Origin of the sequence: Streptomyces sp. NPDC032472 (assembly GCF_040636955.1) — a bacterium.
In the GTDB taxonomy this organism is placed as follows: domain Bacteria; phylum Actinomycetota; class Actinomycetes; order Streptomycetales; family Streptomycetaceae; genus Streptomyces.
Genome location: NZ_JBEZVK010000024.1, coordinates 88,196 through 114,846 on the forward strand (window position 1 = coordinate 88,196; position 26,651 = coordinate 114,846).

The following is a 26,651-nucleotide window of genomic DNA, read 5'->3' on the forward strand; positions in this document are numbered from 1 at the left end:
CCGCCCGCGCCGGCGTGCGGGGCGGGTCCCCCGGGGCGGCGCCCCGAATTCATCGGCGCGCCGCCGGTTCGGGGCTTGCCGCGGCGGCGAGTGTGCTCGCCGCGCTCGCGGTGGCCGCTCCCGCGCAGGCGGCTCCGGGTCGCTTGCGCCCGCCCCCGGGGGCTCCGGTGCTGTACTGGCCGGCCGACCGCAGTGCGCCTGCCCGGCCGCTGCCGCCCGTCGAGGACACCGAGGGGGCGTACGGCGTCGGGGGCTCGACGACCACGGCCGGATCGTCGGGCGGAAGTGGGTGGGCGAAGGGCCGGACCGCCACGAGGTGGCCGACCGACGGCATCAGCCCGCGCACCGGGGTGGCGGTCGGTCTGGCCTCCTTTCCCGCCGGCGCCGGCGCCGGGCCCGTACGCGCTGGCGCAGTACCGGACCCGGCACGGTCCGATGCGCGTCCTGCCGGGGTTGGCGCCGGGCGGCTACAGCGTGGCGTTCACCGCGACCGGCGAAGACCGGGTCGGCGGGACCGCCCTGGACGCCGGGAACCGGCCCCAGCCGGTGATCTGGACCGCGCCTCCAGGCAGGCCTCCGTACCGCGGTAGGCGGTAGGCGGTAGGCAGTAGGCGGTAGGAGCGCGGGGCCCGCCCTGCGGCGCGGGGCCCCCGCCGCTCAGCGGTTGAAGGCCGCCAGGCCGAAGCGCTGGACGATCTTCATGCCGTCGCCCTTGGCGTCGGTGCTGTTGACGGAGTAGACGAGGGTCCGGGACAGGTCCCGGGTCGCCGCGATCACCGTGTGATAGCCGGGGCGGGCTCCGGTCTTGCCCCAGATCTCCTTGCCGCCCACGACGAGTCGTTCCAGGCCCGCGCTGCGGGTGGCGCCCGGGATGTCGGGGACGGTGAACATCTCCTGCAGCTGCGGTTCCGGGACGACCTGGCCGCGGAAGAGGGCGTTGACGAAGCGTTCCAAGTCGCGGGTGGTGCTGATCATGTCGCCGGCGGCGAAGCGGTCGGTCATGTTCCATTCGGTGACGTCGACCGGCTTGCCGTTCATCAGCTGGTAGCCGCGGTTGTGGGGGCCGTGGATGCGCGGGTCGCCGTCCTTCGGGAAGGAGCTGCCGGTCATGCCGACCGGTCGGAAGATCCGTACCTCGGCCTGGTGGGCGTAGGAGTCGCCGGTGACCTTCTCGATCAGCATGCCGAGGATCGTGTAGTTGATGTTGTTGTAGTGCTGCTTGGTACCCGGCTCGAACTCCGGGCCCCTGGACAGGCCGGTGGCGACGACCTCCTGGTACGGGAGCGTTTCGAAGCGGTGCGGGTACTCGTCCTCCACGGTGTCGCCGAGGGAGGCGCCGGCCTGGATGCCGCTGGTGAAGTCGAGCAGGTTCCGGACGGTGACCGGCTTGGTGAAGCTCGCCGGGATCAGCCCCGGGAGGTACGTGTCCACCGGCGCGTTCAGGTCGACCTTGCCCTCGGCGGCGAGCTGGAGCACGAGGGCGGCGGTGACGACCTTGGTGGTGGAGCCGGCCCGGAAGCGGGCGTCGGCGAGGGCCGGGGCTCCGGTCCCGAGGTCGCGCACTCCGGCGGTGCCGGTCCAGCGGCCGTTCCCGCCGACCCGGATCAGGGCCGCGGTGGCGTCCTGGTCGGGCAGGCCGGCGATCCCGGCGCGCAGGGCGGCCACGTCGGGGCCCTGCCGGTCGGCGGAGCCGGCTGCCGCCGCGGGGGCGGTCGCGGCGGTGGCGGTGGCGGCCATCGGCCCGGCGGTGAGGCCGAGGAGGAGGACGGCGGCCAGGGCGGCGCGCGTACGGGTGCGCGTGCGGGTACGTCGGGTCAACTGCTGCTCCCGTGGGCTCGGTTCGGCGTTCGGCGGGTGCCGACACCACCCATCCTGGTGATCACGCCGGGCCGCCGAATCGTCCGCGCGGAGGAGCCGGGAGGGCCGTTCCCCTGGGGGCTCCGCACCCCGGTTCTCGGGGTCGGAGCCGTCGGCCCTCAGGGGCGGGGAAGGCGTCGGCCCTCGGTCAGGAGCAGTCGAACCAGTGCCCGACCGGCCGGGCGGGGCAGCCCGGCCGGCCGCCCAGCTTGATCCCGGGTGCGTCGGCCAGGTGGTACGGGTAATCGAGGCCCGTCTCGGCCTCCAGCTCGTCGAAGCGGCCGCGCAGCGCGTCCTGCAGGTCCCGGGGAAGGTCCCGGCTCGCGTATTCGGTCACCGTCTCCGGGTGGACGGTGCACGGGTCCGGGTACCACTCGGCGGGCAGGTCCGGAGCCGGCTCGGGCGTCGGCAGTACGGCGCGGATCGTCGCCGAGGCACGCCAGTGCACCTGCGGCAGCGGGTAGAGGTAGTCGCCGTGGGAGTACGGGCACCACACCACCTGGAGCAGGTCGGCGCCCTCCGGGAACGGCAGGCCGGGCGCGTCGGCGCGGTGGACCTGCACGACGGGGACCATCGGGACGGCGTCGGGGGCCGGGCCCGGGGTCTCCGGCTCGTAGTGCTCCTCGGTGCACACCGGCCACGGCTCGTCCGCCGGCCACAGCAGCGGCCCGCCGACCGAGCTGTCCCGGGCGGTCGGCGCTCCCGGGGGTGGAGGCGTACGGCCTCGCGGCGGTAGGGGGCGAGCTCGGGGAAGAGCTGCTCCACGTCGCCGGGCGGGCGGGGGTGGTACGCATGGGGCGAGTGGCGCGGGTCATGCCGGGACCGTGCGAGGCGGTACCGACAGAGTCTGGACAGGATCGACAACTCGCCGGTAACTTAGTATGAGCAAGCGCTTAGACATAAGCGGCGGACCGCCGCGACGAAGGGAGCCGGCCGTGCGCCGTACGGTGTTCAACGAGGACCACGAGGCCTTCCGGGAGACCATCCGCGCCTTCATAGAGGCCGAGGTCGTCCCCGTCTACGACGAGTGGTTCGCGGCCGGCCAGGCCCCGCGCGAGTTCTACCACAAGCTCGGCGAGCTGGGGATCTTCGGCATCAACGTGCCGGAGGAGTTCGGCGGCGCCGGCCTGGACACCCACAAGTTCGAGGCCGTCCTCTACGAGGAGACCTCCCGCGCGGGCGTCAACTTCGGCGGCTCCGGCGTGCACGTCCTGCTCGCCCTGCCCTACATCAAGATGCTCGCCACCGACGAGCAGAAGAAGCGCTACCTCCCGAACTTCGTCTCCGGCGAGGAGATGTGGGCGCTGGCGATGACCGAGCCGGGCACCGGCTCCGACGTCGCGGGCATGAAGACCACCGCCAAGCTCTCCGAGGACGGCACGCACTACGTCCTCAACGGTGCGAAGACCTTCATCACCGGCGGTGTGCACGCCGACCGCGTCATCGTCTGCGCCCGCACCTCCGCCCCGAGCGAGCAGGACCGCCGCTTCGGCATCTCCCTCTTCGCCGTGGACACCAAGTCCGAGGGCTACTCCATCGGCCGCAAGCTGGACAAGCTGGGCCTGCGCACCTCCGACACCGCCGAGCTGGCGTTCGTCGACGTGAAGGTGCCGGTCGAGGACCTGCTCGGCGAGGAGAACAAGGGCTTCTACTACCTCGGCGCCAACCTGCCCTCCGAGCGCTGGGGCATCGCCTTCGGCGCGTACGCGCAGGCCAAGGCCGCCGTCCGCTTCGCGCAGCAGTACGTGACCGAGCGCACCGTCTTCGGCAAGCCGGTCGCGCACTTCCAGAACACCAAGTTCGAGCTGGCCGCCTGCCAGGCCGAGGTGGACGCCGCCGAGGCCGTCGCCGACCGCGCGCTGGAGGCCCTGGACGCGGGCGAGCTGACCCCGGCCGAGGCCGCGTCCGCGAAGCTGTTCTGCACCGAGGTCGCGCACCGCGTCATCGACCGCTGCCTGCAGCTGCACGGCGGCTACGGCTACATGAACGAGTACCCGATCGCCCGCCTGTACGCCGACAACCGCGTCAACCGCATCTACGGCGGCACCAGCGAGGTCATGAAGTCGATCATCGCCAAGGCGATGGGTCTGTAAGTCCCGTTGAACGAGGTACTGACCGATCTCCTCGATCTCCTCGACCTGGAGCAGATCGAGGAGAACATCTTCCGCGGCACCAGCCGTACCTCCCTGGTGCCGCGCGTGTTCGGCGGACAGGTCGCGGCCCAGGCGCTGGTCGCGGCCGGCCGGACCGTGCCGGGGGACCGCACGGCGCACTCGCTGCACTCGTACTTCCTGCGGACGGGTGACCCGGGCGCGCCGATCATCTACACCGTGGACCGCATCCGCGACGGGCGCTCCTTCACCACCCGCCGGGTGGTCGCCGTCCAGCACGGTCAGCCGATCTTCCACCTGTCGGCTTCGTTCCAGGTGTACGAGGAGGGGCTCGACCACCAGGTCACCATGCCCGCGGCCCCCGACCCGGAGACGCTGCCGACCGCCGCCGAGGCGCTGCCGGCCTACCGGGACCTCTTCCGGGACCCGGGCACGGTGGAGCGGCTGCTGGAGGCGCGCGGCGCGGTGGACCTGCGGTACGCGACCACGCCGCCGTGGGGCACGATCGGCGAGCCGGTCGAGCCGCGCTCGCAGGTGTGGTTCCGCACCGCCGGAAAGCTGGAGAGCGACGACGCGCTCCTGCACACCTGCCTGGCCACGTACGTCTCGGACATGACGCTGCTGGACTCGGTGCTGCTCGCGCACGGCCGGGGCGGCTGGGCGGTGGGCGACGTGGTCGGCGCCTCGCTGGACCACGCGATGTGGTTCCACCGGCCGTTCCGGGCCGACGAGTGGCTGCTGTACGACCAGGACTCCCCCACCTCCCACGGTGGCCGGGGCCTCGGGCAGGCGCGCATCTGGACCCAGGACGGCCGGCTGGCCGTCACGGTGATCCAGGAGGGCGTGGTCCGCGTCCCGCGCACCTGAACCCTCCTGCCCGGTCAGCGGTAGAAGGTCCGGCCGCCGGCGCCCGAGGAGACCGACCAGACCTCGGTTATCCGTCCGCCCTCGACCCGCAGCGTGTCGGTACCGCTGCGGGCGACGGCCGTACCGTCCTCCGCGGTGAACCGCGCGGCGTACGGGCGGGCGACCAGCCCGGCGGGGGCGCCGTCGCCGCCGCGCCCGAGGTCCACCACGGCTGGCCCCTCGGCCGCGAAGCGCAGGCCCCGGCGGCTGCGGTGCCAGGCGGCTATGGCGGCGTTCAGCTGCCGCGGTGTGCGGATCCCGTCGAAGGCCTCGGTGCCGGCCTGCGCGTACCGCAGGGTGAACTCCGGCGCCATGATCTGCTCGGCGAGCCCCGCGTCGCCGTTCCACATCGCGGTCCAGCGGTCGTAGATGTCCACACCGAACGCCCGCAGGTCGTCTTCGGTACCCATGCCCTTGAGCCCTCCCCCTGTTTCCGGTCTTCCGGTCTCTGCATGCGACCGTAACAAGGGGGTCTGACAACGCCGTTCGGGCGCGGGGCGGATGGCCCCGGTCGGCCCCGGTCAGTCCTTCGGGCGGGACTTGAGCTTGGCCCAGACGGCTTCCAGGGCGGCGATGTCGGAGTCGTCCAGGAGGTCGTCGAAGACCTCGGCGAGGACCTCGCGGCGGGTGGCGTCGGCCTCGGCGAAGGCGCGGCGGCCCGCATCCGTCAGGGCGATGCAGACCGAGCGGGCGTCGGTCGGGGAGGGTATCCGCTCCACGAGGCCGCGGGCCTGGAGCGAGTCGGCGACGCGTGAGACCTGGCTGCGGCTGAGCAGCGTCATCGCGCCGAGGTCGGAGGCGGCGACCGGCTCCTTCTGGGCGCGCAGCCACAGCATGACCTCGAACCACGACAGCGGGAGGTCGTGGCGGCGCGCGAGGGCCTGGTCGACCCGGGCGCTGAGAGTCGACCCCGCCCAGACGAGGCCGTAGAAGGCGTGGTCGCGGGGGGTGAGGTGGCCCAGGGTGAGGTTGCTCTTCGCCATGTGGTCAGAGTACCGATTGCGTGCACGCGCACACAACGGTTAATGTGTGTGCGCACGCACAGAACTGCACCCTCTTCCCGGAGTCTCCTCATGACCGGCAGCACCAGCACCCCCAAGACCGTCCTCATCACCGGCACCTCCACCGGCATCGGCCTGGCCGCGGCCGTCGCCGCCGCGCAGGCCGGGTGGCACACCGTGGCGACCATGCGGGACACCTCCCGCGCCACGGCCCTGATCGACGCGGCCCGCGAGGCCGGGGTCGCCGACCGGGTCCAGGTCGAGCGGATGGACGTCACCGACGCCGCGTCGGTCACCGCCTGCGTCGAGCAGGTCGTGGCCCAGCACGGCCGCCTCGACGCGGTGGTCAACAACGCGGGGGCCGGCTTCGCGGGCACCCTGGAGCAGCAGGACGGCATGACGGCCGTGCGCGCCTCGATGGAGGTCAACTACTTCGGCGTGGTCGAGGTGACCCGGGCGGCCCTGCCGCACCTGCGGGCCTCCGGCGGCCGGCTGATCACCGTGACCAGCGTCGGCGGCGCCGTCGGCCAGCCCTTCAACGAGGCCTACTGCGCGGCCAAGTTCGCCGTCGAGGGGTTCATGGAGTCCCTGGCCCCGGTCGCCGCCACCGTCGGCGTCCAGGTGTCCCTGGTCGAACCGGGCGCGGTCACCAGCGAGTTCGTGGCCAACCAGCAGGAGGTCATCGCGCGGCTGATGGCCGACGCGGGCCCGTACGCGCCCGCGCTCAAGGCCTACATCGAGCGCACCATCGCCTCCTACGGCACCTCGCCCCAGACCTCCGCGGAGGCCGCCGCCCCGCTGGTCGCGCTGCTGGACGTGGAGCGGATGCCGCTGCGGGTCCAGACCTCGGACTGGGCCCGCACGTTCGTCGCGACGAAGCTCACCGACCTCGACGGCTCGGCCGTCCAGGCGATGACCTCCGCCTGGCTGGTCGGCTAGTCCGTCTCCCCGGGCCGGGCCGGGGCGTGCACCTGGAGCAGGCCGAGGCGGCTCGCGGTCCGCTCGATGTCGTGGGGCAGGGCGCCGGCCGGGAGGCACTCCGCCAGCGGGGCGGCGCCGGTCAGGCAGAGCCCGGCCCTGTCGGGACGCGGCGGGCCTCCCCGGGCCGTGCGGGGCCCGTCGCGCCCGCGGCGAGAGCCGCGTCAGCCCTCCGCCAGGCCCGCCGCCGAGAGCAGGTAGGCCACCATCGGGTCGTAGAAGCGCGGGTCGCGGACGTGGTCGTCCAGCGGGACCGCCACCTGGAGGGTGCCCTCGGCCTCGGCGAGGAACAGGGCCGGGTCGTTGCAGTCCGCGTAGCCCACCGCGTCCAGGCCGCGCTGCGCCGCGCAGCCCGCCCATCCGTGGTCGGCGACGACCAGGTCCGGCTGCGGGCGGCCGGCCTCGGCGAGGGCGTCCAGGATCGCGGCCATCGGGGCCGGGGAGTGCGTGTGCCACAGGGTGGCGCCCCGCTCCAGCACCGCGACGTCGGCGAACTGCCACACGCAGGCCTCGTCGGCCGTCAGCCCGGACGGGATCACCACGATCTCGCAGCCCGCGGCGCGCAGGGCCGCGGCCGTGGCCCGGTGCACGTCCAGCAGGCCGCCCGGGTGGCCGGTGGCAAGCAGGACGCTCTGGCGGTCGAGCGCGGCCTTGTGCAGCCGGGCCGCCATGCGGTCCAGGGCGGCCACGGTGAGTTCCGGGTCGATGGTGTCCTGGCCCTGCCGGTGCTCTGCGTCGTCGACGACCCCGCAGCGCTCCGCCATCACGGCGAGCACGTCCTGCTCGTCGCTCCATCGGTCGCCCAGCTCCAGGCCGAGCCAGTAGTGCCGGTCGCCGTTGGCGAGCTTGCGGTAGTGGGAGAGGTTGTTCTCGCGTGGGGTGGCGACCTGTCCCGCGATCCGGGTGCGCACCAGGTGGTCGATGAGCTCGGCGCGGCTGGGTACGGGCGTCTCTATCGGCTTCGGCATGCGGCCCATTCTGCCGCCGCCCCGCCGGAGGCGGCGGTTCCATCCCAGCCGCCGGACACGTGGCGTCACGGGGACAGCGCCCCGAACGCCCCGTGGGCGAGCCGCCGCAGCAGCGATTCCGTCGCCTCGCGCCCGAGGGCGCCCAGGTGCGGGGTGGAGTTCAGCAGTCCGAAGACGGCGTGGACGGCCACCCGGACCTCCGCCTCGCCGACCTCGGGGTGCAGTTCCCGTACGACGGCCACCCACAGCTCGACGTACTGCCGCTGCAGCTGCCGTACGAGCTTGCGGTCGGCCTCCCGCAGCCGGTCCAGCTCCCGGTCGTGCAGGGTGATCAGCGCGCGGTCGTCCAGCGCGAAGTCGATGTGCCCGTCGATCAGGGAGGCCAGGACGGCCGAGGCGTCGCCCGCGGCCTCCTCCACCCGGCGGCGCCCGCCGGTCAGCAGCCGCTCGCTGATCCCGACGAGCAGCTCGGCGAGCATGGCGTCCTTGCCCGCGAAGTGCCGGTACAGGCCGGGGCCGCTGATCCCCACCGCGGCGCCTATCTCGTCCACGCCGACGCCGTGGAAACCGCGCTCGGCGAAGAGGCGCGCGGCTTCGCTGAGGATCTGCTCACGACGGGTCGGGGCGGCCGCTGAAGTGCTCATGGGAATCCATTCTAGACAGGGCCGTTAGCGGTCGTTAACCTAAGCGCCATAGACGTTAACGCTCATTAACCGCGTGGACCGAGCAAGGGAGCTCGACCGATGCAGCAGGCACCCGTGCTTCACAGCGCCGCGGACCCGGCGTCCGAGGCCTGGCGCACCAACGAGGCCGCCCACCGCGAGCTCGCCGAGGGCCTGCGCGCCCGCATGGAGGCGGCCCGCCTCGGCGGCGGCGAGAAGGCCCGCGCCCGGCACACCGCGCGCGGGAAGCTGCTGCCCCGGGACCGGGTCGACACCCTCCTCGACCCCGGATCGCCCTTCCTGGAGCTGGCTCCGCTGGCCGCCGAGGGCATGTACGGGGGCGCGGCCCCCGCGGCCGGGGTCATCGCCGGCATCGGCCGGGTCAGCGGCCGCGAGTGCGTGATCGTGGCGAACGACGCCACCGTCAAGGGCGGCACGTACTACCCGATGACCGTCAAGAAGCACCTGCGGGCGCAGGAGGTGGCGCTGGAGAATCGTCTCCCCTGCCTCTACCTGGTCGACTCCGGCGGCGCCTTCCTGCCGATGCAGGACGAGGTCTTCCCCGACCGCGAGCACTTCGGCCGCATCTTCTACAACCAGGCCCGCATGTCCGGCGCCGGCATCCCCCAGATCGCGGCCGTCCTCGGCTCCTGCACGGCCGGCGGGGCGTACGTGCCCGCCATGAGCGACGAGGCGGTCATCGTCCGCAACCAGGGCACGATCTTCCTCGGCGGCCCGCCGCTGGTGAAGGCCGCCACCGGCGAGGTCGTCACGGCCGAGGAGCTCGGCGGCGGTGAGGTGCACAGCCGCGTCTCCGGCGTCACCGACCACCTCGCGGAGGACGACGCGCACGCGCTGCGGATCGTACGGAACATCGTGGCCACCCTGCCCGAGCGCGGCCCCCTGCCCTGGGCGGTCGAGGCGGCCGAGGAGCCCAAGGTGGACCCGTACGGCCTGTACGGCGCCGTCCCGGTGGACTCCCGCACCCCGTACGACGCCCGCGAGATCATCGCCCGGATCGTCGACGGCTCCCGCTTCCAGGAGTTCAAGGCCGAGTTCGGCACCACGCTGGTCACCGGCTTCGCCGGGATCCACGGCCACCCGGTCGGCATCGTCGCCAACAACGGCATCCTGTTCGCGGAATCCGCCCAGAAGGGCGCCCACTTCATCGAGCTGTGCGACCAGCGCGGGATCCCGCTGCTGTTCCTGCAGAACATCTCCGGCTTCATGGTGGGCCGCGACTACGAGGCCGGCGGCATCGCCAAGCACGGCGCGAAGATGGTCACCGCCGTGGCCTGCACCCGCGTCCCGAAGCTGACGGTGGTCGTCGGCGGTTCGTACGGCGCGGGCAACTACTCGATGTGCGGCCGGGCGTACTCGCCGCGCTTCCTGTGGATGTGGCCCAACGCCAAGATCTCGGTGATGGGCGGCGAGCAGGCGGCGTCCGTCCTCGCCACCGTCAAGCGCGACCAGATCGAGGCCGCCGGCCAGGAATGGCCCCTGGAGGACGAGGAGGCCTTCAAGGCCCCGGTCCGCGCCCAGTACGAGGAACAGGGCAACGCCTACTACGCCACCGCGCGGCTGTGGGACGACGGGGTCATCGACCCCCTGGAGACCCGGCAGGTGCTGGGTCTGGCCCTGACCGCCTGCGCCAACGCGCCGCTGGGCGAGCCGGGCTTCGGCATCTTCCGTATGTGACCTGCGACCTGTGACGTGAGGACCCCCCAGATGTTCAGCACTGTCCTTGTGGCCAACCGGGGCGAGATCGCGGTCCGGGTCATCCGCACCCTGCGGGAGCTCGGAATCCGGTCCGTGGCCGTCTTCAGCGACGCCGACGCGGACGCCCGGCACGTACGGGAGGCCGACACGGCCGTCCGCATCGGGCCGGCCGCGGCCGCCGAGAGCTACCTGTCCGTGGAGCGGCTGCTCGACGCGGCCCGCCGCACCGGCGCCGAGGCCGTCCACCCCGGCTACGGCTTCCTCGCCGAGAACGCCGCCTTCGCCGAGGCCTGCGCCGAGGCCGGGCTCGCCTTCATCGGCCCGCCCGCACGGGCGATCTCCCTGATGGGCGACAAGATCCGGGCCAAGGAGACCGTGAAGGCCGCGGGCGTGCCCGTGGTGCCCGGCTCCTCCGGCAGCGGGCTGTCCGACGCCGAGCTGGTCGAGGCCGCCGAGAAGATCGGCATGCCGGTGCTGCTGAAGCCCTCCGCGGGCGGCGGCGGCAAGGGCATGCGGCTGGTCCGCGACGCGGCCGTGCTGGCCGAGGAGATCGCCGCGGCCCGGCGCGAGGCGCGGTCCTCCTTCGGCGACGACACCCTGCTGGTGGAGCGCTGGGTGGACCGGCCGCGGCACATCGAGATCCAGGTGATGGCCGACGCCCACGGCAACGTGGTGCACCTGGGCGAGCGCGAGTGCTCCCTGCAGCGGCGCCACCAGAAGGTCATCGAGGAGGCGCCGTCCGTTCTGCTGACGCCGGAGATCCGGGCCGCGATGGGCGCGGCGGCCGTCGAGGCGGCGCGGGCCTGCGGGTACGTCGGCGCGGGCACCGTGGAGTTCATCGTCCCGGGCGGGGACCCGTCCTCGTACTACTTCATGGAGATGAACACCCGCCTGCAGGTGGAGCACCCGGTGACGGAGCTCGTCACGGGGCTCGACCTGGTGGCGCTCCAGCTGCGGGTCGCGGCGGGCGGCGAGCTCGGGCTCGCGCAGTCCGACGTGGTGCTGACCGGGCACGCGATCGAGGCCCGCATCTGCGCGGAGGACCCGGCGCGCGGGTTCCTGCCGTCGGGCGGCCGGGTCCTCGCCCTCTCCGAGCCGTCCTCGGGCACCGTCCGTACGGACTCCGGGCTGGTGGCCGGGGTGGACGTGGGGTCGACGTACGACCCGATGCTGTCGAAGGTGATCGCGTACGGGGCGGATCGGGCCGCTGCCCTGCGGGTGCTGCGGGGGGCGCTGGCCGACACGGTGATCCTCGGTGTCCAGACGAACGCCGGGTTCCTGCGGAGGCTGCTGGCCCACCCGGACGTGGTGTCCGGAGAGCTGGACACCGGGCTGGTCGAGCGGGACCTGCCGTCCCTCCTGCCGGACGGGGTGCCGGGTGAGGTGTACGCAGCGGCCGCCCTGCTGGCGGCTCCTCTCCCCCACACCGCCCCTTCCCGAAACCGGGCTCTGCCCGGACCCGCGCCTCAAACGCCGGCGGGGCCGGAGGGTGCCTGGGCCGACCCGTTCTCCGCGGGTGACGGCTGGCGCCTCGGCGGCACCCCGGCCTGGACGGTCCACCACTTCCGCCTCCCTGGCCAGGACCCCGTGATCGTCCGCACCCGCCGGCGAGGCGCGGAACAGGAACTCCTCCTCGACGACCAAGGCGCCGCACCCGACAACGGCGGCGGGGCAACTCAAGCCCCGCCGGCGATCGAGGCGCGGGGTCCGGGGCAGAGCCCCAGCGCACCGGCCCGCGGGCGGATCGTCAGCCTCGGCGCCGACCGGCTCACGGTCGAACTCGACGGCGTCACGCACCGCTTCGCCTACGCCACCTCCCCGGAGGGGGTCTGGCTCGGCCGGGACGGCGACTCCTGGCACGTCCAGGCGCACGACCCCGTCTCGGCAAAGGGCGCGGCCGGCGCAGGGGCCGACACCCTCGCCGCGCCGATGCCCGGCACGGTCACCGTCGTCAAGGTCGCCGTCGGCGACCAGGTGGCCGCCGGGCAGAGCCTGCTCGTCGTCGAGGCGATGAAGATGGAGCACGTCATCTCCGCCCCGCACGCCGGCACCGTCACCGAGCTGGACGTCTCCCCCGGCACCACCGTCGCCATGGACCAGATCCTGGCCGTGGTCACCCCCGAGGCCGAAGAGGAGGAGGGCGCATGAACGGGCTGCCCATGGCCGTCCCGGAGGCGGGCCTGCCCGCCCGGGTGCGCATCCACGAGGTCGGCGCCCGCGACGGGCTGCAGAACGAGAAGTCGGCCGTGCCGACGGCGGTCAAGGCCGAGTTCATCCACCGGCTGGCCGCCGCCGGACTGGGCACCGTCGAGGCGACCAGCTTCGTCCACCCCAAGTGGGTGCCCCAGCTCGCGGACGCCGAGGAGCTGTTCCCGCAGCTCGGCGACCTGGCCGCGGCCGGGGTCCACCTGCCGGTGCTGGTGCCGAACGAGCGCGGGCTCGACCGTGCGCTGGCCCTCGGTGCCGACCGCATCGCCGTCTTCGGCTCGGCCACCGAGACCTTCGCCTCCCGCAACCTCAACCGGACCGTCGCCGAGTCCCTCGCCATGTTCGAGCCGGTCGTGGCGCGGGCGAAGGAGGGCGGGGCCCACGTGCGCGGCTACCTGTCCATGTGCTTCGGCGACCCGTGGGAGGGAGCGGTCCCCGTCCACCAGGTCGTCCGCACCGCAAAGGCCCTGCTCGACCTGGGCTGCGACGAGCTCAGCCTCGGCGACACGATCGGCGTCGCCACGCCCGGCCACGTCCGGGCGCTGCTCGGCGAGCTGAACGAGGCGGGCGTGCCCACCGACCGGATCGGCGTGCACTTCCACGACACCTACGGGCAGGCCCTGTCGAACACCCTGGCCGCGCTCCAGCACGGCGTGACCACGGTCGACGCCTCCGCCGGCGGCCTCGGCGGCTGCCCGTACGCGAAGAGCGCCACCGGCAACCTCGCCACCGAAGACCTGGTGTGGATGCTCGACGGCCTCGGCATCGAGACCGGGGTCGATCTGGCCGCCCTCACCGCCACGAGCGTGTGGATGGCCGAGCAGCTGGGACGCCCCAGCCCCTCCCGTACCGTCCGCGCCCTCTCCCACAAGGAGTAATGAAGACATGTCCCTCGACCACCGGCTCACCCCCGAGCACGAGGAACTCCGCCGTACCGTCGAGGCGTTCGCGCACGACGTGGTCGCGCCGAAGATCGGCGACTTCTACGAGCGGCACGAGTTCCCGTACGAGATCGTCCGCGAGATGGGCCGCATGGGCCTGTTCGGGCTGCCGTTCCCCGAGGAGTACGGCGGCATGGGCGGCGACTACCTCGCCCTCGGCATCGCCCTGGAGGAGCTGGCCCGCGTCGACTCCTCGGTCGCGATCACCCTGGAGGCGGGCGTCTCCCTGGGGGCCATGCCCCTGTACCTGTTCGGCAGCGAGGAGCAGAAGCAGCAGTGGCTGCCGAAGCTCTGCTCGGGCGAGGTGCTGGGCGCCTTCGGCCTGACCGAGCCCGGTGCCGGCTCGGACGCGGGCGGCACCCGCACGACCGCCGTCAAGGACGGCGACTCGTGGGTCATCAACGGCTCGAAGTGCTTCATCACCAACTCGGGCACGGACATCACCGGCCTGGTCACCGTCACCGCCGTCACCGGCCGCAAGGCGGACGGCCGCCCGGAGATCTCCTCGATCATCGTGCCGTCCGGCACCCCCGGCTTCACGGTGGCCGCCCCGTACTCGAAGGTCGGCTGGAACGCCTCCGACACCCGAGAGCTGTCCTTCGACGACGTCCGCGTGCCGCTGGCCAACCTGGTCGGCGAGGAGGGCCGCGGCTACGCGCAGTTCCTGCGGATCCTCGACGAGGGCCGCATCGCCATCTCGGCGCTGGCGACCGGTCTGGCGCAGGGCTGTGTGGACGAGTCGGTGAAGTACGCCAAGGAGCGGCAGGCCTTCGGCCGTCCCATCGGCGAGAACCAGGCGATCCAGTTCAAGCTGGCCGACATGGAGATGCGCGCCCACATGGCCCGCGTCGCCTGGCGCGACGCCGCCTCCCGCCTGGTGCACGGCGAGCCGTTCAAGAAGGAGGCGGCGATCGCGAAGCTGTACTCCTCCACGGTCGCGGTGGACAACGCGCGCGACGCCACGCAGATCCACGGCGGCTACGGGTTCATGAACGAGTACCCGGTGGCCCGCATGTGGCGCGACTCCAAGATCCTCGAGATCGGTGAGGGCACGAGCGAGGTACAGCGCATGCTGATCGCCCGCGAGCTGGGTTTCGCCGGCTGAGGTGAAGGACCGCCGATGTCCGGCGCAGGCCACGGACCTGCGCCGGACATCGGCATGCCCGCGTTCGGGAGGGAGCAGTCCGGCCGGCAGCCGCACAGGGGAATCCCGGGGCCTTGCACCGTCGACCTAGATCCGCTTAGGTTAGGCTTACCTTCTCACCCGGCGGCTCTGTCGTGGCCCCGGCACGCACGAAAGCGGACACCGACATGCCCAAGTCCCGTACCCTTCCCCTCTCCCGGCGCGGTCTCATCGCCGCCGGCGGCGCCCTCGGCCTCGTCGCGGCACTCACCGCGTGCGGCGGCTCGGCGAAGGACGGGGCGGGCGACAAGGACGGCGGCGCCGCGGCCTCGGGCGCCTGGACCTTCAAGGACGACCTGGGCAAGGAGGTCAGCCTCAAGGCCAAGCCGAAGAACGTCGTCGCCTACACCGGCACCGCCGCCGCGCTCTACGACTACGGCGTCCAGGTCAAGGGCGTCTTCGGCCCGACCAAGACCGCCGACGGCAAGCCCGACGTGACGGCCGGTTCGATGGACATCTCCAAGGTCGAGATCCTCGGCAACGTCTACGACGAGTTCAACATCGAGAAGTACGCCTCCCTGGCGCCCGAGCTGCTCGTCACCAACACCTGGGACGGCACGTACTGGTACGTTCCCGAGGCCTCCAAGGACAAGATCCTGAAGCTGGCCCCGGCCGCCGCGGTCGGCGTCGGCGGCGACGTCTCCATGGACAAGGCCCTGGCACGCACGGCCGATCTGGCCAAGGCCCTGGGCGCCGACCTGAACACCAAGAAGGCCACCGACGCCAAGGCCCGCTTCGAGGCCGCCGCCGCCAAGGTCCGCGAGGCCACCAAGGCCAACCCGGGCATCAAGGTCCTGGTCGGCTCTGGCTCGGACGCGAGCTTCTACGTCTCCACGCCCAAGACCTCGGCCGACCTGAAGTACTTCGAGTCCCTCGGCGTCGAGTTCGTCGCCCCGGAGAAGGACAAGCTCGACCAGGGCGGGTTCTTCGAGACCCTCAGCTGGGAGGAGGCCGGCAAGTACAAGGCCGACCTGGTCCTCCTCGACAACCGCACCGGCACGCTCCAGCCCGACGCCCTGAAGGCCAAGCCGACCTGGAACGAGCTTCCCGCGGTCAAGGCCGGCCAGGTCGCCCCGCGCGTGACCGAGCCGATCTACTCGTACGACAAGTGCGCCCAGGTCCTGGAGGACCTCGCCAAGGCGATCCAGAACGCCAAGAAGCTCGGCTGACCAGCCCCGACCGGCACCCGAACGCCGGGCCGGGCCGGCGGCCACCGCCCCGGCCCGGCGTTCCGCATGCCCCGACCGCGCCCGGCCGTCCGCGCCCGGCGCCCACTCGCACCCCAGGGGGACCCTCCGCATGACCGCCACCGCGCCCGACGCCGAGAACGCCGAGTCCGCTGAGGCCACTGAGGCCGCTGAGGCCGCCGAGGCCGCGGCCCACTTCCGCTTCTTCGCGCCGGAGGTGGTCCGCACCCGCCGGCTCGGCCACTCGTTCCTGCGGGTCACCTTCGGCGGTGCGGGCCTCGCGGGCTTCCGCTCGGGGGGCTGGGACCAGAGCCTGTCGCTCTTCCTGCCGCCCGCCCACCGGGAGCACACGGTCCTGCCGTCCACGGACGAGGCCACCTGGTTCGGCGCCTGGCGCGGCATGCCGGACGAGGAGCGGCCGGTGATGCGCTCGTACACCGTGCGCGAGCAGCGCACGGCACCCGACGGCGCGGTCGAGGTGGACATCGACTTCGTCCTGCACGGGGATTCGTCACCGGCCTCCGCCTGGGCGGGCAGGGCGGTGACGGGCCGCCGGATCCTGGCCATCGGGCCGGCCGTCGCGGAGAACAAGTCCGTACGCTTCCAGCCGCCGGCCGGCACCACCGACGCACTGGTGATGTACGCCGACGAGACCGCGCTGCCCGCGGCCGCGGCGGTCCTGGAGCGGCTCGCCGCCGGAACGCCGGTGAAGGCCTTCTTCGAGGTCCCGCACGAGCGCGACCGGCTCGAACTCGCCACCTCCGCCGATGCGGACATCACCTGGGTCGTGCGCACGGACGGCCCGGGCCGGGCCGAGCGTGTGGTGGAGGCGGTGCGGGCCGCCGAACTGCCCACCGGGCAGGCCCCGTACGCCTGGCTGGCCGGTGAGGCGGGCACGGTCCGCGCCGTCCGGCGCCACCTGGTGCAGGAACGTTCCCTCGACCGGCGCGCGGTGCGCTTCACCGGCTACTGGCGCCTGGGCGCGAGCGAGGAGCAACTCCTCGCCGAGGCGTACGCGGGGCAGGCGCCCAGCGAGGAGCCGTCGGCGGAGCTGTAGCACGCCGGCTCCGCAGAACTCCGGCTCCGCACAACTCCACTGCGGCACAAGCGCTTTCACACCCGCCCCACGAGCAACTTCAAGAATCCTTCGATGGGCCCTGGCTTTCCCGGCCGGGGCCCTTCGCCATTTGGCTCGTAAATAAGGTTAGGCTAACCTAAGCAACATCTTCCCCACCCCCCTCTCCCCGCCCCGGAGGAACGTTGATGCGTTCGCATCTGCTGAATGAGATGACCGCGGAGCACTACCGGCGTTCCGTCACCGAGGGCGTGGAGCGCGTCGCGGCCAAACTGGCGTCCACGCAGCGCCCCCACACCGGGATATCCGTCGACGAACTCGCCCCGGTCATCGAGGGGATCGACCTGGACCGGCCGCTGGAGGACCCGGCCGCCGTCCTCGACGAGCTGGAGGAGGTCTACCTGCGCGACGCGGTGTACTTCCACCACCCGCGCTACCTGGGCCACCTCAACTGCCCGGTCGTCATCCCGGCCGTCCTCGGCGAGGCCGTCCTCTCGGCCGTCAACTCCTCGCTCGACACCTGGGACCAGTCCATCGGCGGCACGCTCATCGAGCGCCGCCTGATCGACTGGACCGCGCAGCGCATCGGCCTCGGGCCTGCCGCGGACGGCGTCTTCACCTCCGGCGGCAGCCAGTCCAACTTCCACGCCCTGCTCCTGGCCCGCGACGAGGCCTGCCGGAAGGTCATGCAGGGCAGCGGGAGCGCCCTCACCAAGGCCGAGGTCCTGCCGCGCCTGCGCATCTTCGCCTCCGAGGCCGGCCACTTCAGCGTCCAGAAGTCGGCCGCCATGCTCGGGCTGGGCTACGAGGCTGTCATCGCGGTCCCGGTCGACCGCAACCGCCGCATGGACACCTCCGTCCTCGCCCTGGAGCTGGAGCAGTGCGCCGCGGAGGGCCTCGTGCCGATGGCCGTCGTCGCCACCGCCGGCACCACCGACTTCGGGTCCATCGACCCGCTCCCGGAGATCTCCCGCCTGGCCGCCGAGCACGGCACGTGGATGCACGTGGACGCCGCCTACGGCTGCGGACTTTTGGTCTCCCCCACCCGCCGGCACCTCCTCGACGGCATCGAGGCGGCCGACTCGGTCACGGTCGACTACCACAAGTCCTTCTTCCAGCCCGTGAGTTCCAGCGCGGTGCTGGTCCGCGACCGCGACACCCTCCAGCACGCCACGTACCACGCGGACTACCTCAACCCGCGCCGAATGGCCGAGGAGAGGATCCCCAACCAGGTCGACAAGTCCATCCAGACCACGCGCCGCTTCGACGCCCTCAAGCTCTGGATGACGCTGCGCACCATGGGCGCCGACGGGATCGGCTCGCTCTTCGACGAGGTCGTCGACCTCGCCGCCGCCGGCTGGGAGCTGATCGACGCCGACCCCCGCTTCGAGGTCGTGGTCCGCCCGCAGATCTCGACCCTGGTCTTCCGCTACGTCCCCGAGGGTGCGGTGCGCCCCGACCTGGTCGACGAGGCCAACCTGCACGCCCGCAAGGCGCTGTTCGCCTCCGGCGAGGCCGTCGTCGCGGGCACCAAGGTCGACGGGGACCAGTACCTGAAGTTCACCCTCCTCAACCCGCAGACCACCACGGCCGACATCGCGGCCGTGCTCGACCTCCTCGCGTCCCACGCCGAGCAGTACCTGGGAGAATCCCTTGCAGTCGTCTCGTGAGCCTCGTGACCCCCGCCGGACCCGTGATTTCATCGGGATCGGCCTCGGTCCCTTCAACCTGGGACTCGCCTGCCTGACCGCACCGATCGAGGAGCTCGACGGCCTCTTCATCGAGTCGAAGCCGCACTTCGAGTGGCACGCCGGGATGTTCCTGGACGGCGCCCACCTGCAGACGCCGTTCATGTCGGACCTGGTCACCCTGGCCGACCCCACCTCGCCCTTCTCCTTCCTGAACTACCTGAAGGACCAGGACCGGCTGTACTCCTTCTACATCCGGGAGAACTTCTACCCGCTGCGGACCGAGTACAACGACTACTGCCGCTGGGCCGCCGACCGGCTCGACAACGTCCTGTACTCCACCTCCGTCACCGAGGTCGCCTATGACGCCGGCGCGGAGCTGTACGAGGTCCGCACGGACGGCGGAGAAACGTTCCGCTGCCGCCGCCTGGTGCTGGGCACCGGCACCCCGCCGCACATACCGGACGCCTGCGCGCAGCTGCCCGGCGACTTCATCCACAACTCCGCCTACATGGAGCACAAGGCGGAGCTGCAGAAGAAGAAGTCCATCACCCTGGTCGGCTCCGGCCAGAGCGCCGCGGAGATCTACCACGACCTCCTCGCGGAGATCGACACGTACGGCTACCGGCTCAACTGGGTGACCCGATCGCCGCGCTTCTTCCCGCTCGAATACACCAAGCTCACCCTGGAGATGACCTCCCCGGAGTACGTGGACTACTTCCACGCCCTCCCGGAGGACACCCGGTACCGCCTGGAGACCCAGCAGAAGAACCTGTTCAAGGGCATCGACGGCGACCTGATCAACGCGATCTTCGACCTGCTCTACCAGAAGCGGGTCACCATGCCCGGTCCCGTCCCCACCACCCTGCTCACCAACACCGCCCTGCACAGCGCCGCGTACGACACCACCACCGGCACGTACACGCTGGGGCTGCGCCAGGAGGAGCAGGAGCGCGACTTCTCCCTCGCCTCCGAGGGCCTGGTGCTGGCCACCGGCTACACGTACTCGACCCCGGAGTTCCTGGACCCCATCAGGGACCGGCTGAACTTCGACGGCCGCGGCCGCCTGGACGCCGGCCGCAACTACGCGGTCGACGTGACCGGCCGCGGGGTCTACCTCCAGAACGGCACGACCCACAACCACTCCCTCACCTCGCCCGACCTGGGCATGGCGGCGTACCGCAACGCGTACATCGTCGGGGAGCTGCTCGGCCGGGAGTACTACAAGGTCGAGAAGTCCATCGCGTTCCAGCAGTTCTCCGCCCCGGAAGGCACCCTGTAATGAGCACCACCGACACCCTCTTCGCGCGCGAGGACGCCGTCCTCGGCGGCTTCGCGGTCCGCCCGATGGACCCGCTCGCCGACGCGGAGCTGCTGCACTCCTGGGTCACCCACCCCAAGGCGGCGTTCTGGATGATGCAGGACGCCTCGCTGCCCGACGTCGAGCGCGAGTACATGAGGATCGCGGCCGCCGAGCACCACGACGCGTTCATCGGCCTGCACGAGGGCCGCCCGGCCTTCCTGATGGAGCGCTACGACCCGAGCCGGCTGGAGCTCGTCGGCCTGTACGACGCCGAGCCCGGCGACGTCGGCATGCACTTCCTCGTCGCGCCCGCCGAGGCGCCGCTGCACGGCTTCACCCGCGCCGTGATCACCACGGTGATGGCCGCCCTGTTCGCCGACCCGGCGACCCGGCGCGTCGTGGTCGAACCCGACGTGGACAACACGGCGGTGCACGCCCTGAACGAGGCCGTCGGCTTCACCGTGCACGGCCCGGTGCAGAAGCCGGAGAAGCAGGCCCTGCTCAGCTTCTGCACCCGCGAGCAGTTCGAGGCGGCCACCGGCCTGGCCACGGGGGTGTCGATATGAGCCTCGCCGACGCGATCTCCCACCTCTCCCCCGAGCTGTGGTCCCGCGCGAACCGCGCGCTGGTCCGCAAGGCGCTGGCTGAGTTCTCCCACGAGCGCCTGCTCACCCCGACCCCGGTGGGCGACGGGGCCCCGCACGGCTCCCCGCACGGGTCCTCGTACGCGGTGACCAGCGACGACGGCACCGTGGAGTACCGCTTCACGGCAGTCCGCCACGCCCTGGACCACTGGGTCGTCGACGAGGCCTCGATCAGCCGCGTGTGCGGCGGCGCCGAGCTGCCGCTGGACGCCCTCGACTTCCACATCGAGATGAGGGAGGCCCTGGGCCTGAGCGCCGAGGTGCTGCCGGTCTACCTGGAGGAGATCTCCTCCACCCTGGCCGGCTCGGGCTTCAAGTACACCAAGCCTCAGATCCCCTCCTCGGTCCTCGCGAAGTCCTCCTTCCAGGACATCGAGACGGGCATGACCGAGGGCCACCCCTGCTTCGTCGCCAACAACGGCCGGCTCGGTTTCGGCGTCCACGAGTACCTCTCGTACGCGCCGGAGGCGGCGAGCCCGGTGCACCTGGTGTGGGTGGCCGCCCGCAAGGACGTGTCCACCTTCACGGCGGGCGCCGGCCTGGAGCACGACGCCTTCATGCGCGCCGAGCTGGGCGAGGAGACCATCGCCGGCTTCGAGGCGAAGATGGCCTCGATCGGCCTGGACCTCGCGGACTACCACCTGCTGCCGGTCCACCCCTGGCAGTGGTGGAACAAGACCACGGTCACCTTCGCCGCCGAGATCGCGAACCGCCGGCTGGTACTGCTCGGCGAGGGCGCGGACGCGTACCTGGCGCAGCAATCCATCCGTACCTTCTTCAACGCGAGCGCCCCCGAGAAGCACTACGTCAAGACGGCGATCTCGGTGCTGAACATGGGCTTCATGCGGGGGCTGTCCGCCGCCTACATGGAGGCCACCCCGGCGATCAACGACTGGCTGCACCGCCTGATCGAGAACGACGAGGTCCTGCGTTCCGTCGACTTCTCGATCATCCGGGAGCGGGCGGCGATCGGCTACCACCACCGCCAGTACGAGCGCGCCACGGACCGCTACTCGCCGTACCGCAAGATGCTGGCCGCGCTGTGGCGCGAGTCGCCGGTCGCCTCGCTGAAGGAGGGCGAGCGCCTGGCCACGATGGCCTCGCTGCTGCATGTGGACTCCGAGGGCCGCTCCTTCGTGGGCGCGCTGATCGAGGAGTCGGGTCTGGCCCCGGCCGAGTGGCTGCGCCACTACCTGCGGGCCTACCTGGTGCCCCTGCTCCACTGCTTCTACCAGTACGACCTGGCGTACATGCCGCACGGCGAGAACACGATCCTCGTCATCGAGGGCGGCGTGGTGAAGCGGGCGGTCTTCAAGGACATCGCCGAGGAGATCGTCGTCATGGACCCGGACGCGGTCCTGCCGCCGGCGGTCGAGCGGATCCGGGCGGACATCCCGGAGGACATGAAGCTGCTGTCGATCTTCACGGACGTCTTCGACTGCTTCTTCCGCTTCCTCGGCTCGATCCTGGCCACCGAGGGCATCTGCGAGGAGGACACCTTCTGGCGGGCCGTCGCGGACTGCGCCCACGACTACCAGGACTCGATCCCGGCCCTCGCCGACCGCTTCGCCCGCTACGACCTCTTCGCGGACGAATTCCAGCTGTCCTGCCTGAACCGGCTCCAGCTGCGCAACAACAAGCAGATGGTCGACCTCGCCGACCCGTCGGCGGCCCTCCAGCTGGTCGGCACCCTCAAGAACCCCGTCGCGCCCTTCGCGCGCCGGTGAACCGGGCGGCGGGCGCGCGCGTTGCGACTACGGTCCCTCGGAGCGTGCGCACCCGTCGCCTCATCCGTCCGAGGCCGGCGCCCGCTGGAAGTCGGTCACCATCCGGCGGTAGCCGGTGTGACCGGTCCGCCGGGCGTGCCGCAGCGCCCACACCGCGGGCGCATCCATGTCATCGGCCGGGCCCGACCCGGCCAGACAGGATGTGCACTCGATCTCGTGGATCGCCCCGCTGCCGGAGTGGTCCACGGTGTGCAGCCAGTCGGGCGGCCTCACCCGTCGGCCCCCTTCAGGTCGGCTCGGCCCATACCCGCTTGCCGGGCCCGGCCCGCTCCCCGACACCCCACCGGTCGGCGACGGCAGCCACCAGGTGCAGGCCGCGCCCGCCGTCGTCGTGGGGTGCCCGGGGCACGGGCGGCGCCGGGCACACGTCGTGACTCGTACGCCGTCGGCGACGGGCTGCATCGCGGCGGCTCAGGCGACGTCGCGTCGGCGCTCGGCGTGGATGAAGGCGAGGAACTCGTCGAGTTCCTCCTCGGACTCGAAGGTGTCCGCCTTCAGATCGTCATATGGCTGCGCGCGGTTCGGGAAGCCGGCTACGGCCAGGGGACGTCCGGGGCGCGGTAGTAGGTGATGGACTCCGCGTCCAGGCGGGGGGCCTGGGCGGCCAGGCGGCGGCTGTAGCCGGACCAGTCGGGCGGGGCCGGGTTCCAGCCGAGTTCGGCCAGGCCCAGGATCCTGGGGAAGGCCATGAACTCCAGGTCGGGGCGGGTGGCGATGGTCTCCGTCCACAGGGGGGCCTCCACGCCGAGGACCGCGGAGGCCGGGACCCCGGACCCGGCCAGGTAGGTCCCCGGGTCCCAGTCGTAGGCGCGGCGGACCGGGACGTAGCCCGCCCAGGCCAGGCCCGGCTTCGTGGTGGCGTCGTATTTCATGTCCAGGTACAGGCGGTCCGCCGGGGACAGGATCAGGGGGTGGCCCGCCTTCGCGGCGGCGGCCACCGCTGCCTTCTCCGCGGCCGCGGTCTTGTCGTGGCCCCAGTACTGCAGCACCGCGCCCGGCGCCGGGCGGGCCGCGGCCAGCTGGTGCCAGGCCACCACCGTCTTGCCGTACTTCCCGACCACCGCCTGCGCCCGGTCCATGAACGCCGCGTAGTCCGCCGCCGGGGTGGAGTGGGCCTCGTCTCCGCCGATGTGCAGGTAGCGGCCCGGGGTGAGGGCGGCCAGTTCCCCGAGGACGTCGTCGATGAACTCGTACGTCCGGTCCTTGCCGACGCACAGCGAGCTGAAGCCGACCTTGATGCCGGTGTAGCGCTCGGGCGCCTTGCCGTCGCAGTTCAGCTCCGCGTAGGAGGCCAGGGCGGCGTTGACGTGCCCGGGCATGTCGATCTCCGGGACCACGTCCACGTAGCGGGCGGCCGCGTACGCCACCAGGTCGCGGTACTGGTCCTTGGTCCAGTGGCCGCCGGGGCCGCCGCCGACCTCGCTGCCGCCGCCGTACTCGGCCAGCCGCGGCCAGGAGTCGACGGCGATGCGCCAGCCCTGGTCGTCGGTGAGGTGGAGGTGGAGGGTGTTCACCTTGTACCGGGCGAGCTGGTCCACGTACCTCTTGACCTGCTCCACGGGGAAGAAGTGCCGGGCGATGTCCAGCATCGCGCCCCGGTACGCGAACCGGGGCGCGTCGGTGATCTGCCCGCCGGGGACGGTGCCCGCGCCGGCCGGCGGCAGCAGCTGGCGCAGCGTCTGCCCGGCGTGGAAGAGGCCCGCCGGGGTGCGGGCGGTCAGGGTGACCCCGCGCGGGGCGGACTCCAGCCGGTAGCCCTCCTCGCCGACGCCCTCGGCGCGGGCGTCGATGCGCAGCAGGATCCCGGCGCCGGCCGTGCCTTCCAGGCCCTCCACCACCGGCAGCGGCAGCCCGGTCGGGCCGCGCAGCTGCTCGGCGAGGAGCTCGCCGACCCGCCGGACCTCGTCGTCGCCGACCGGGCCGGTGCGGATGACGGTGCCGGGCCCGAGCGGGTAGCCGGGGCCCGCGGCGCGTACGGAGGCCGGCGCCGGCAGGAGCTGCTCGTAGGGGGCCGGGGCTTCGGCGCGCCGGTCGCCGGGTCCGGCGTCATCGCCGCGGGCGGCGGCGCAGGAGAGGCAACCGCCGAGGAGGCCGAGGACGAGGAGGGTGCCGAGCGTGCGTCGCAGGACTCTCATGGCCCAGGTATAGGCCAACTCCCCTTCCAGGGGCGGTGAGAGAATCGCAGGATGGCGGAAATCATCCAGAAGGACGGTACGTGGACCTTCGACGGGGAGACGGTACGGATCGTGCCCGGCCGCGACAAAGGGGTGGGCCTGCTGCGCCAGACCCTCGGCGAGGTGGTGGTGCCGCTGCGCGCCCTCGCCGGGATCTCATACGAACAGGGCCGCAAGGCGGGCCGGTTGCGGCTGCGGCTGCGTGACGGGGCGTGCCCGCTGCTCCAGGTGACCGGGGGACGCCTGCCGGAGGCCTCCGACCCGTACCGGCTGACGGTGGAGTCGGACCGGACGGGGGTGGCGGAGTACTTCGTGGACGAGGTGCGCCAGGCCCTGCTGCTGGACCAGGTGGACCCCGGGCCGGTGGAGTCCTACCTGCTGCCGGGGCCGTCGGTGCCGATCACGGTGGGCGCGGGCGACGGGACGGTGGCCTTCGACGGGGACCGGGTGGGCCTGGACTGGAACTGGACGACGGAGGAGGCCAAGAGCTCCGGCGGGCCGCGCACCTTCCGCCTCGGCGACCTGCAGGCGGTGGAGTGGTCCCCGTCGAAGGGGCTGGACAACGGCTGGATCCGGTTCACCCTGGCGGGTGCCCCGCCGGCTCCCGCCCCGAAGTACGACCCGTACACGGTGGAGCTCTTCGGGTTCAAGAAGGACCCGCTGATGGCGCTGGTCGCGGCGGCCGTGGCGGTACGGATGCCGCATCCGTCGGCCCCGGCGGAGCCCGCCCCGGAGCCCGTCGTCCCCGCGCCGGCGGCGGAGCTCGCGGCCGGACCGGAGGGGAAGACGGCGGTCGAGGACCACGACGCACTGCTGCGGCGGCTGCGCGAGCTCGGGGACCTGCACCAGGCGGGCGTCCTGACGGCCGAGGAGTTCACCGCGGCCAAACAGTCCGTTTTGCGGCGTTTCTAGCCATTTACTTACCGGATTTACGCATTCCGCTGGTCTGGACCAGAAGGATCCTGCCCGCTTTCGGGCAGGATCTTTGCGTTCCGGCTCTTCGCCGGTCAATATCTACGGGTGCTCGACCGTCGCCCGTCGTATGACGACCTCGTCGACCACCTGGTGCGCAGCACCGCGCTGCAGCGCGGGGAGGCCGCCCGGGTGGTGCTCGACGTGCTCGCGTACTTCAACGAGACGACCGAGGAGTTCGTCCGCCGGCGCCACCGCGAACTGCAGTCCGGCGGCGCGGTCAACGCGGAGATCTTCGAGCGCATCGCGGCCGAACTGCCGCACCGCGCGGTGGCACCGCCGGAGCTGTCCCTGCGGCAGCTGCGCCGCATCGTCTACGGCTGAGCGGGCGCCGTTCCGGGCCCGCACGGCCCGGACCGGCACCGGCAAGGCACTGGCACTGGCACCGGCAGGGCGCCTTCGACGCGACATGCGGCACGAGCGGCGGCAAGAGAACCCGAACCTCAGGAGGGGCAAGACTTTATGTGCGGAATCGTGGGATACATCGGCAAGCGCGACGTGGCTCCGCTGCTGCTGGAAGGCCTGCAGCGACTGGAGTACCGCGGATACGACTCCGCGGGCATCGTCGTCAACAGCCCGAAGTCCACGGCGCTGAAGGTCGTCAAGGCCAAGGGCCGCGTCCGTGACCTCGAGACGCGCGTGCCCAAGCGCTTCGCCGGCACCACCGGCATCGCCCACACCCGCTGGGCCACGCACGGCGCGCCGAGCGACATCAACTCCCACCCGCACCTCGACGCCGAGAACAAGGTCGCCGTCGTCCACAACGGCATCGTCGACAACGCCGCCGAGCTCCGCGCCAAGCTGGAGGCCGACGGTGTGGTCTTCGTCTCGGAGACCGACACCGAGGTCATCGTCCACCTGATCGCCCGCTCCCAGGCCGAGACGCTGGAGGAGAAGGTCCGCGAGGCCGTCAAGGCGATCGAGGGCACCTACGGCATCGCCGTCATGCACGCCGACTTCGCCGACCGCATCGTCGTCGCCCGCAACGGCTCCCCGGTCGTCCTCGGCATCGGCGAGAAGGAGATGTTCGTCGCCTCCGACGTCGCCGCGCTGGTCGCCCACACCCGCCAGGTCGTCACCCTCGACGACGGCGAGATGGCCACCCTGAAGGCCGACGACTTCCGCACCTACACCACCAGCGGCGCCACCACGACCGCCACCCCGGAGACCGTGGAGTGGGAGGCCGCCTCGTACGACATGGGCGGCCACGACACCTACATGCACAAGGAGATCTCCGAGCAGCCCGACGCGGTCGACCGCGTGCTGCGCGGCCGCATCGACGACCGC

At 72.2% G+C, this 26,651-nt stretch carries 23 protein-coding genes and 2 pseudogenes; 16 read left to right on the plus strand and 9 right to left on the minus strand.

Annotation, left to right across the window (positions count from 1 at the left end; all coding sequences use genetic code 11):
• Positions 1 to 657: 657 nt before the first annotated feature.
• Together AB0F11_RS18520 and AB0F11_RS18525 are read right to left on the minus strand one after the other, a co-directional pair.
• Positions 658 to 1,818 carry a serine hydrolase domain-containing protein gene (locus AB0F11_RS18520; protein WP_362174484.1) on the minus strand — a complete coding sequence of 387 codons (1,161 nt, stop codon included), beginning with the start codon at positions 1,816 to 1,818 and terminating at the stop codon, positions 658 to 660.
• A gap of 187 nt (positions 1,819 to 2,005) precedes the next feature.
• The gene (locus AB0F11_RS18525) at positions 2,006 to 2,491 is read right to left on the minus strand and encodes a hypothetical protein (protein WP_362174487.1); all 486 of its coding nucleotides are present in this window, start codon (positions 2,489 to 2,491) and stop codon (positions 2,006 to 2,008) included.
• A 301-nt stretch (positions 2,492 to 2,792) separates the two neighbouring features.
• Between AB0F11_RS18525 and AB0F11_RS18530 the strand changes: the two genes are divergently transcribed.
• Positions 2,793 to 3,950 carry an acyl-CoA dehydrogenase family protein gene (locus AB0F11_RS18530; RefSeq protein WP_361907292.1) on the plus strand — a complete coding sequence of 386 codons (1,158 nt, stop codon included), beginning with the start codon at positions 2,793 to 2,795 and terminating at the stop codon, positions 3,948 to 3,950.
• 6 nt (positions 3,951 to 3,956) lie between these two features.
• Positions 3,957 to 4,835: an acyl-CoA thioesterase II gene (locus AB0F11_RS18535; RefSeq protein WP_362174490.1), complete on the plus strand. Its 879-nt coding sequence runs from the start codon at positions 3,957 to 3,959 to the stop codon at positions 4,833 to 4,835.
• Positions 4,836 to 4,849: 14 nt separating this feature from the next.
• Here AB0F11_RS18535 and AB0F11_RS18540 read toward each other — a convergent pair whose 3' ends face one another.
• Together AB0F11_RS18540 and AB0F11_RS18545 are read right to left on the minus strand one after the other, a co-directional pair.
• Positions 4,850 to 5,284, minus strand: a complete 435-nt coding sequence (locus AB0F11_RS18540; RefSeq protein ID WP_362174493.1) for a hypothetical protein — start codon at positions 5,282 to 5,284, stop codon at positions 4,850 to 4,852.
• 111 nt (positions 5,285 to 5,395) lie between these two features.
• The gene (locus AB0F11_RS18545; RefSeq protein ID WP_362174496.1) at positions 5,396 to 5,857 is read right to left on the minus strand and encodes a MarR family transcriptional regulator; all 462 of its coding nucleotides are present in this window, start codon (positions 5,855 to 5,857) and stop codon (positions 5,396 to 5,398) included.
• A 90-nt stretch (positions 5,858 to 5,947) separates the two neighbouring features.
• On the opposite strand from AB0F11_RS18545, the gene AB0F11_RS18550 reads away from it, so the two are divergent.
• On the plus strand, positions 5,948 to 6,814 hold the full coding sequence (locus tag AB0F11_RS18550) for an SDR family NAD(P)-dependent oxidoreductase (RefSeq protein ID WP_362174499.1): 867 nt from the start codon (positions 5,948 to 5,950) through the stop codon (positions 6,812 to 6,814).
• A 203-nt stretch (positions 6,815 to 7,017) separates the two neighbouring features.
• On the opposite strand, the gene AB0F11_RS18555 is transcribed toward AB0F11_RS18550, so the two are convergent.
• Entirely contained in the window at positions 7,018 to 7,830 is an 813-nt protein-coding gene (locus AB0F11_RS18555; RefSeq protein WP_362174502.1) for a phosphatase, read from the minus strand.
• 56 nt (positions 7,831 to 7,886) lie between these two features.
• A complete protein-coding gene (locus AB0F11_RS18560; protein WP_361907303.1) occupies positions 7,887 to 8,465 on the minus strand; it encodes a TetR/AcrR family transcriptional regulator in 579 nt (192 codons plus the stop codon).
• Positions 8,466 to 8,564: 99 nt separating this feature from the next.
• On the opposite strand from AB0F11_RS18560, the gene AB0F11_RS18565 reads away from it, so the two are divergent.
• From AB0F11_RS18565 to AB0F11_RS18610, 10 genes are all read left to right on the plus strand, one after another.
• Positions 8,565 to 10,181: a carboxyl transferase domain-containing protein gene (locus tag AB0F11_RS18565; RefSeq protein WP_362174505.1), complete on the plus strand. Its 1,617-nt coding sequence runs from the start codon at positions 8,565 to 8,567 to the stop codon at positions 10,179 to 10,181.
• A gap of 30 nt (positions 10,182 to 10,211) precedes the next feature.
• Positions 10,212 to 12,350 (plus strand): biotin carboxylase N-terminal domain-containing protein, encoded by a 2,139-nt coding sequence (locus tag AB0F11_RS18570; protein ID WP_362174508.1) that lies wholly within the window; start codon positions 10,212 to 10,214, stop codon positions 12,348 to 12,350.
• Positions 12,347 to 13,288 carry a hydroxymethylglutaryl-CoA lyase gene (locus AB0F11_RS18575; protein ID WP_362174511.1) on the plus strand — a complete coding sequence of 314 codons (942 nt, stop codon included), beginning with the start codon at positions 12,347 to 12,349 and terminating at the stop codon, positions 13,286 to 13,288. The genes AB0F11_RS18570 and AB0F11_RS18575 overlap by 4 nt, the downstream gene beginning before the upstream one ends.
• A 7-nt stretch (positions 13,289 to 13,295) precedes the next feature.
• Positions 13,296 to 14,456 (plus strand): acyl-CoA dehydrogenase family protein, encoded by a 1,161-nt coding sequence (locus tag AB0F11_RS18580; RefSeq protein WP_361907311.1) that lies wholly within the window; start codon positions 13,296 to 13,298, stop codon positions 14,454 to 14,456.
• Between the two features lie 206 nt (positions 14,457 to 14,662).
• Positions 14,663 to 15,703, plus strand: coding sequence for an ABC transporter substrate-binding protein (locus AB0F11_RS18585; RefSeq protein WP_362174514.1), 1,041 nt, complete (start codon positions 14,663 to 14,665; stop codon positions 15,701 to 15,703).
• Between the two features lie 130 nt (positions 15,704 to 15,833).
• Complete coding sequence (locus tag AB0F11_RS18590; RefSeq protein ID WP_362174517.1) at positions 15,834 to 16,778, plus strand: siderophore-interacting protein; 945 nt, start codon at positions 15,834 to 15,836, stop codon at positions 16,776 to 16,778.
• A gap of 206 nt (positions 16,779 to 16,984) precedes the next feature.
• The gene (locus AB0F11_RS18595; RefSeq protein WP_362174519.1) at positions 16,985 to 18,466 is read left to right on the plus strand and encodes an aspartate aminotransferase family protein; all 1,482 of its coding nucleotides are present in this window, start codon (positions 16,985 to 16,987) and stop codon (positions 18,464 to 18,466) included.
• Positions 18,450 to 19,766: a SidA/IucD/PvdA family monooxygenase gene (locus AB0F11_RS18600; RefSeq protein ID WP_362174522.1), complete on the plus strand. Its 1,317-nt coding sequence runs from the start codon at positions 18,450 to 18,452 to the stop codon at positions 19,764 to 19,766. Before AB0F11_RS18595 ends, AB0F11_RS18600 begins: the two co-directional genes overlap by 17 nt.
• The gene (locus AB0F11_RS18605) at positions 19,766 to 20,353 is read left to right on the plus strand and encodes a GNAT family N-acetyltransferase (protein ID WP_362174525.1); all 588 of its coding nucleotides are present in this window, start codon (positions 19,766 to 19,768) and stop codon (positions 20,351 to 20,353) included. Before AB0F11_RS18600 ends, AB0F11_RS18605 begins: the two co-directional genes overlap by 1 nt.
• Positions 20,350 to 22,158 carry an IucA/IucC family siderophore biosynthesis protein gene (locus tag AB0F11_RS18610; RefSeq protein WP_362174528.1) on the plus strand — a complete coding sequence of 603 codons (1,809 nt, stop codon included), beginning with the start codon at positions 20,350 to 20,352 and terminating at the stop codon, positions 22,156 to 22,158. Before AB0F11_RS18605 ends, AB0F11_RS18610 begins: the two co-directional genes overlap by 4 nt.
• 60 nt (positions 22,159 to 22,218) lie before the next feature.
• On the opposite strand, the gene AB0F11_RS18615 is transcribed toward AB0F11_RS18610, so the two are convergent.
• The 3 genes and pseudogenes from AB0F11_RS18615 to AB0F11_RS18625 all read right to left on the minus strand — a co-directional run bounded on the left by AB0F11_RS18615 (position 22,219) and on the right by AB0F11_RS18625 (position 24,353).
• Complete coding sequence (locus AB0F11_RS18615) at positions 22,219 to 22,431, minus strand: hypothetical protein (protein ID WP_362174531.1); 213 nt, start codon at positions 22,429 to 22,431, stop codon at positions 22,219 to 22,221.
• Positions 22,432 to 22,444: 13 nt separating this feature from the next.
• Positions 22,445 to 22,552 (minus strand): annotated as a pseudogene (locus AB0F11_RS18620) (ATP-binding protein); the annotation flags it as partial.
• Positions 22,553 to 22,751: 199 nt separating this feature from the next.
• The gene (locus tag AB0F11_RS18625; protein ID WP_362174533.1) at positions 22,752 to 24,353 is read right to left on the minus strand and encodes a beta-N-acetylhexosaminidase; all 1,602 of its coding nucleotides are present in this window, start codon (positions 24,351 to 24,353) and stop codon (positions 22,752 to 22,754) included.
• Between the two features lie 51 nt (positions 24,354 to 24,404).
• On the opposite strand from AB0F11_RS18625, the gene AB0F11_RS18630 reads away from it, so the two are divergent.
• From AB0F11_RS18630 to AB0F11_RS18640, 3 genes and pseudogenes are all read left to right on the plus strand, one after another.
• A complete protein-coding gene (locus AB0F11_RS18630) occupies positions 24,405 to 25,304 on the plus strand; it encodes a DUF4429 domain-containing protein (RefSeq protein ID WP_362174536.1) in 900 nt (299 codons plus the stop codon).
• Between the two features lie 108 nt (positions 25,305 to 25,412).
• Positions 25,413 to 25,688 (plus strand): hypothetical protein, encoded by a 276-nt coding sequence (locus AB0F11_RS18635; RefSeq protein ID WP_361907338.1) that lies wholly within the window; start codon positions 25,413 to 25,415, stop codon positions 25,686 to 25,688.
• 138 nt (positions 25,689 to 25,826) lie between these two features.
• A pseudogene (locus tag AB0F11_RS18640) lies at positions 25,827 to 26,651 on the plus strand (glutamine--fructose-6-phosphate aminotransferase); the annotation flags it as partial.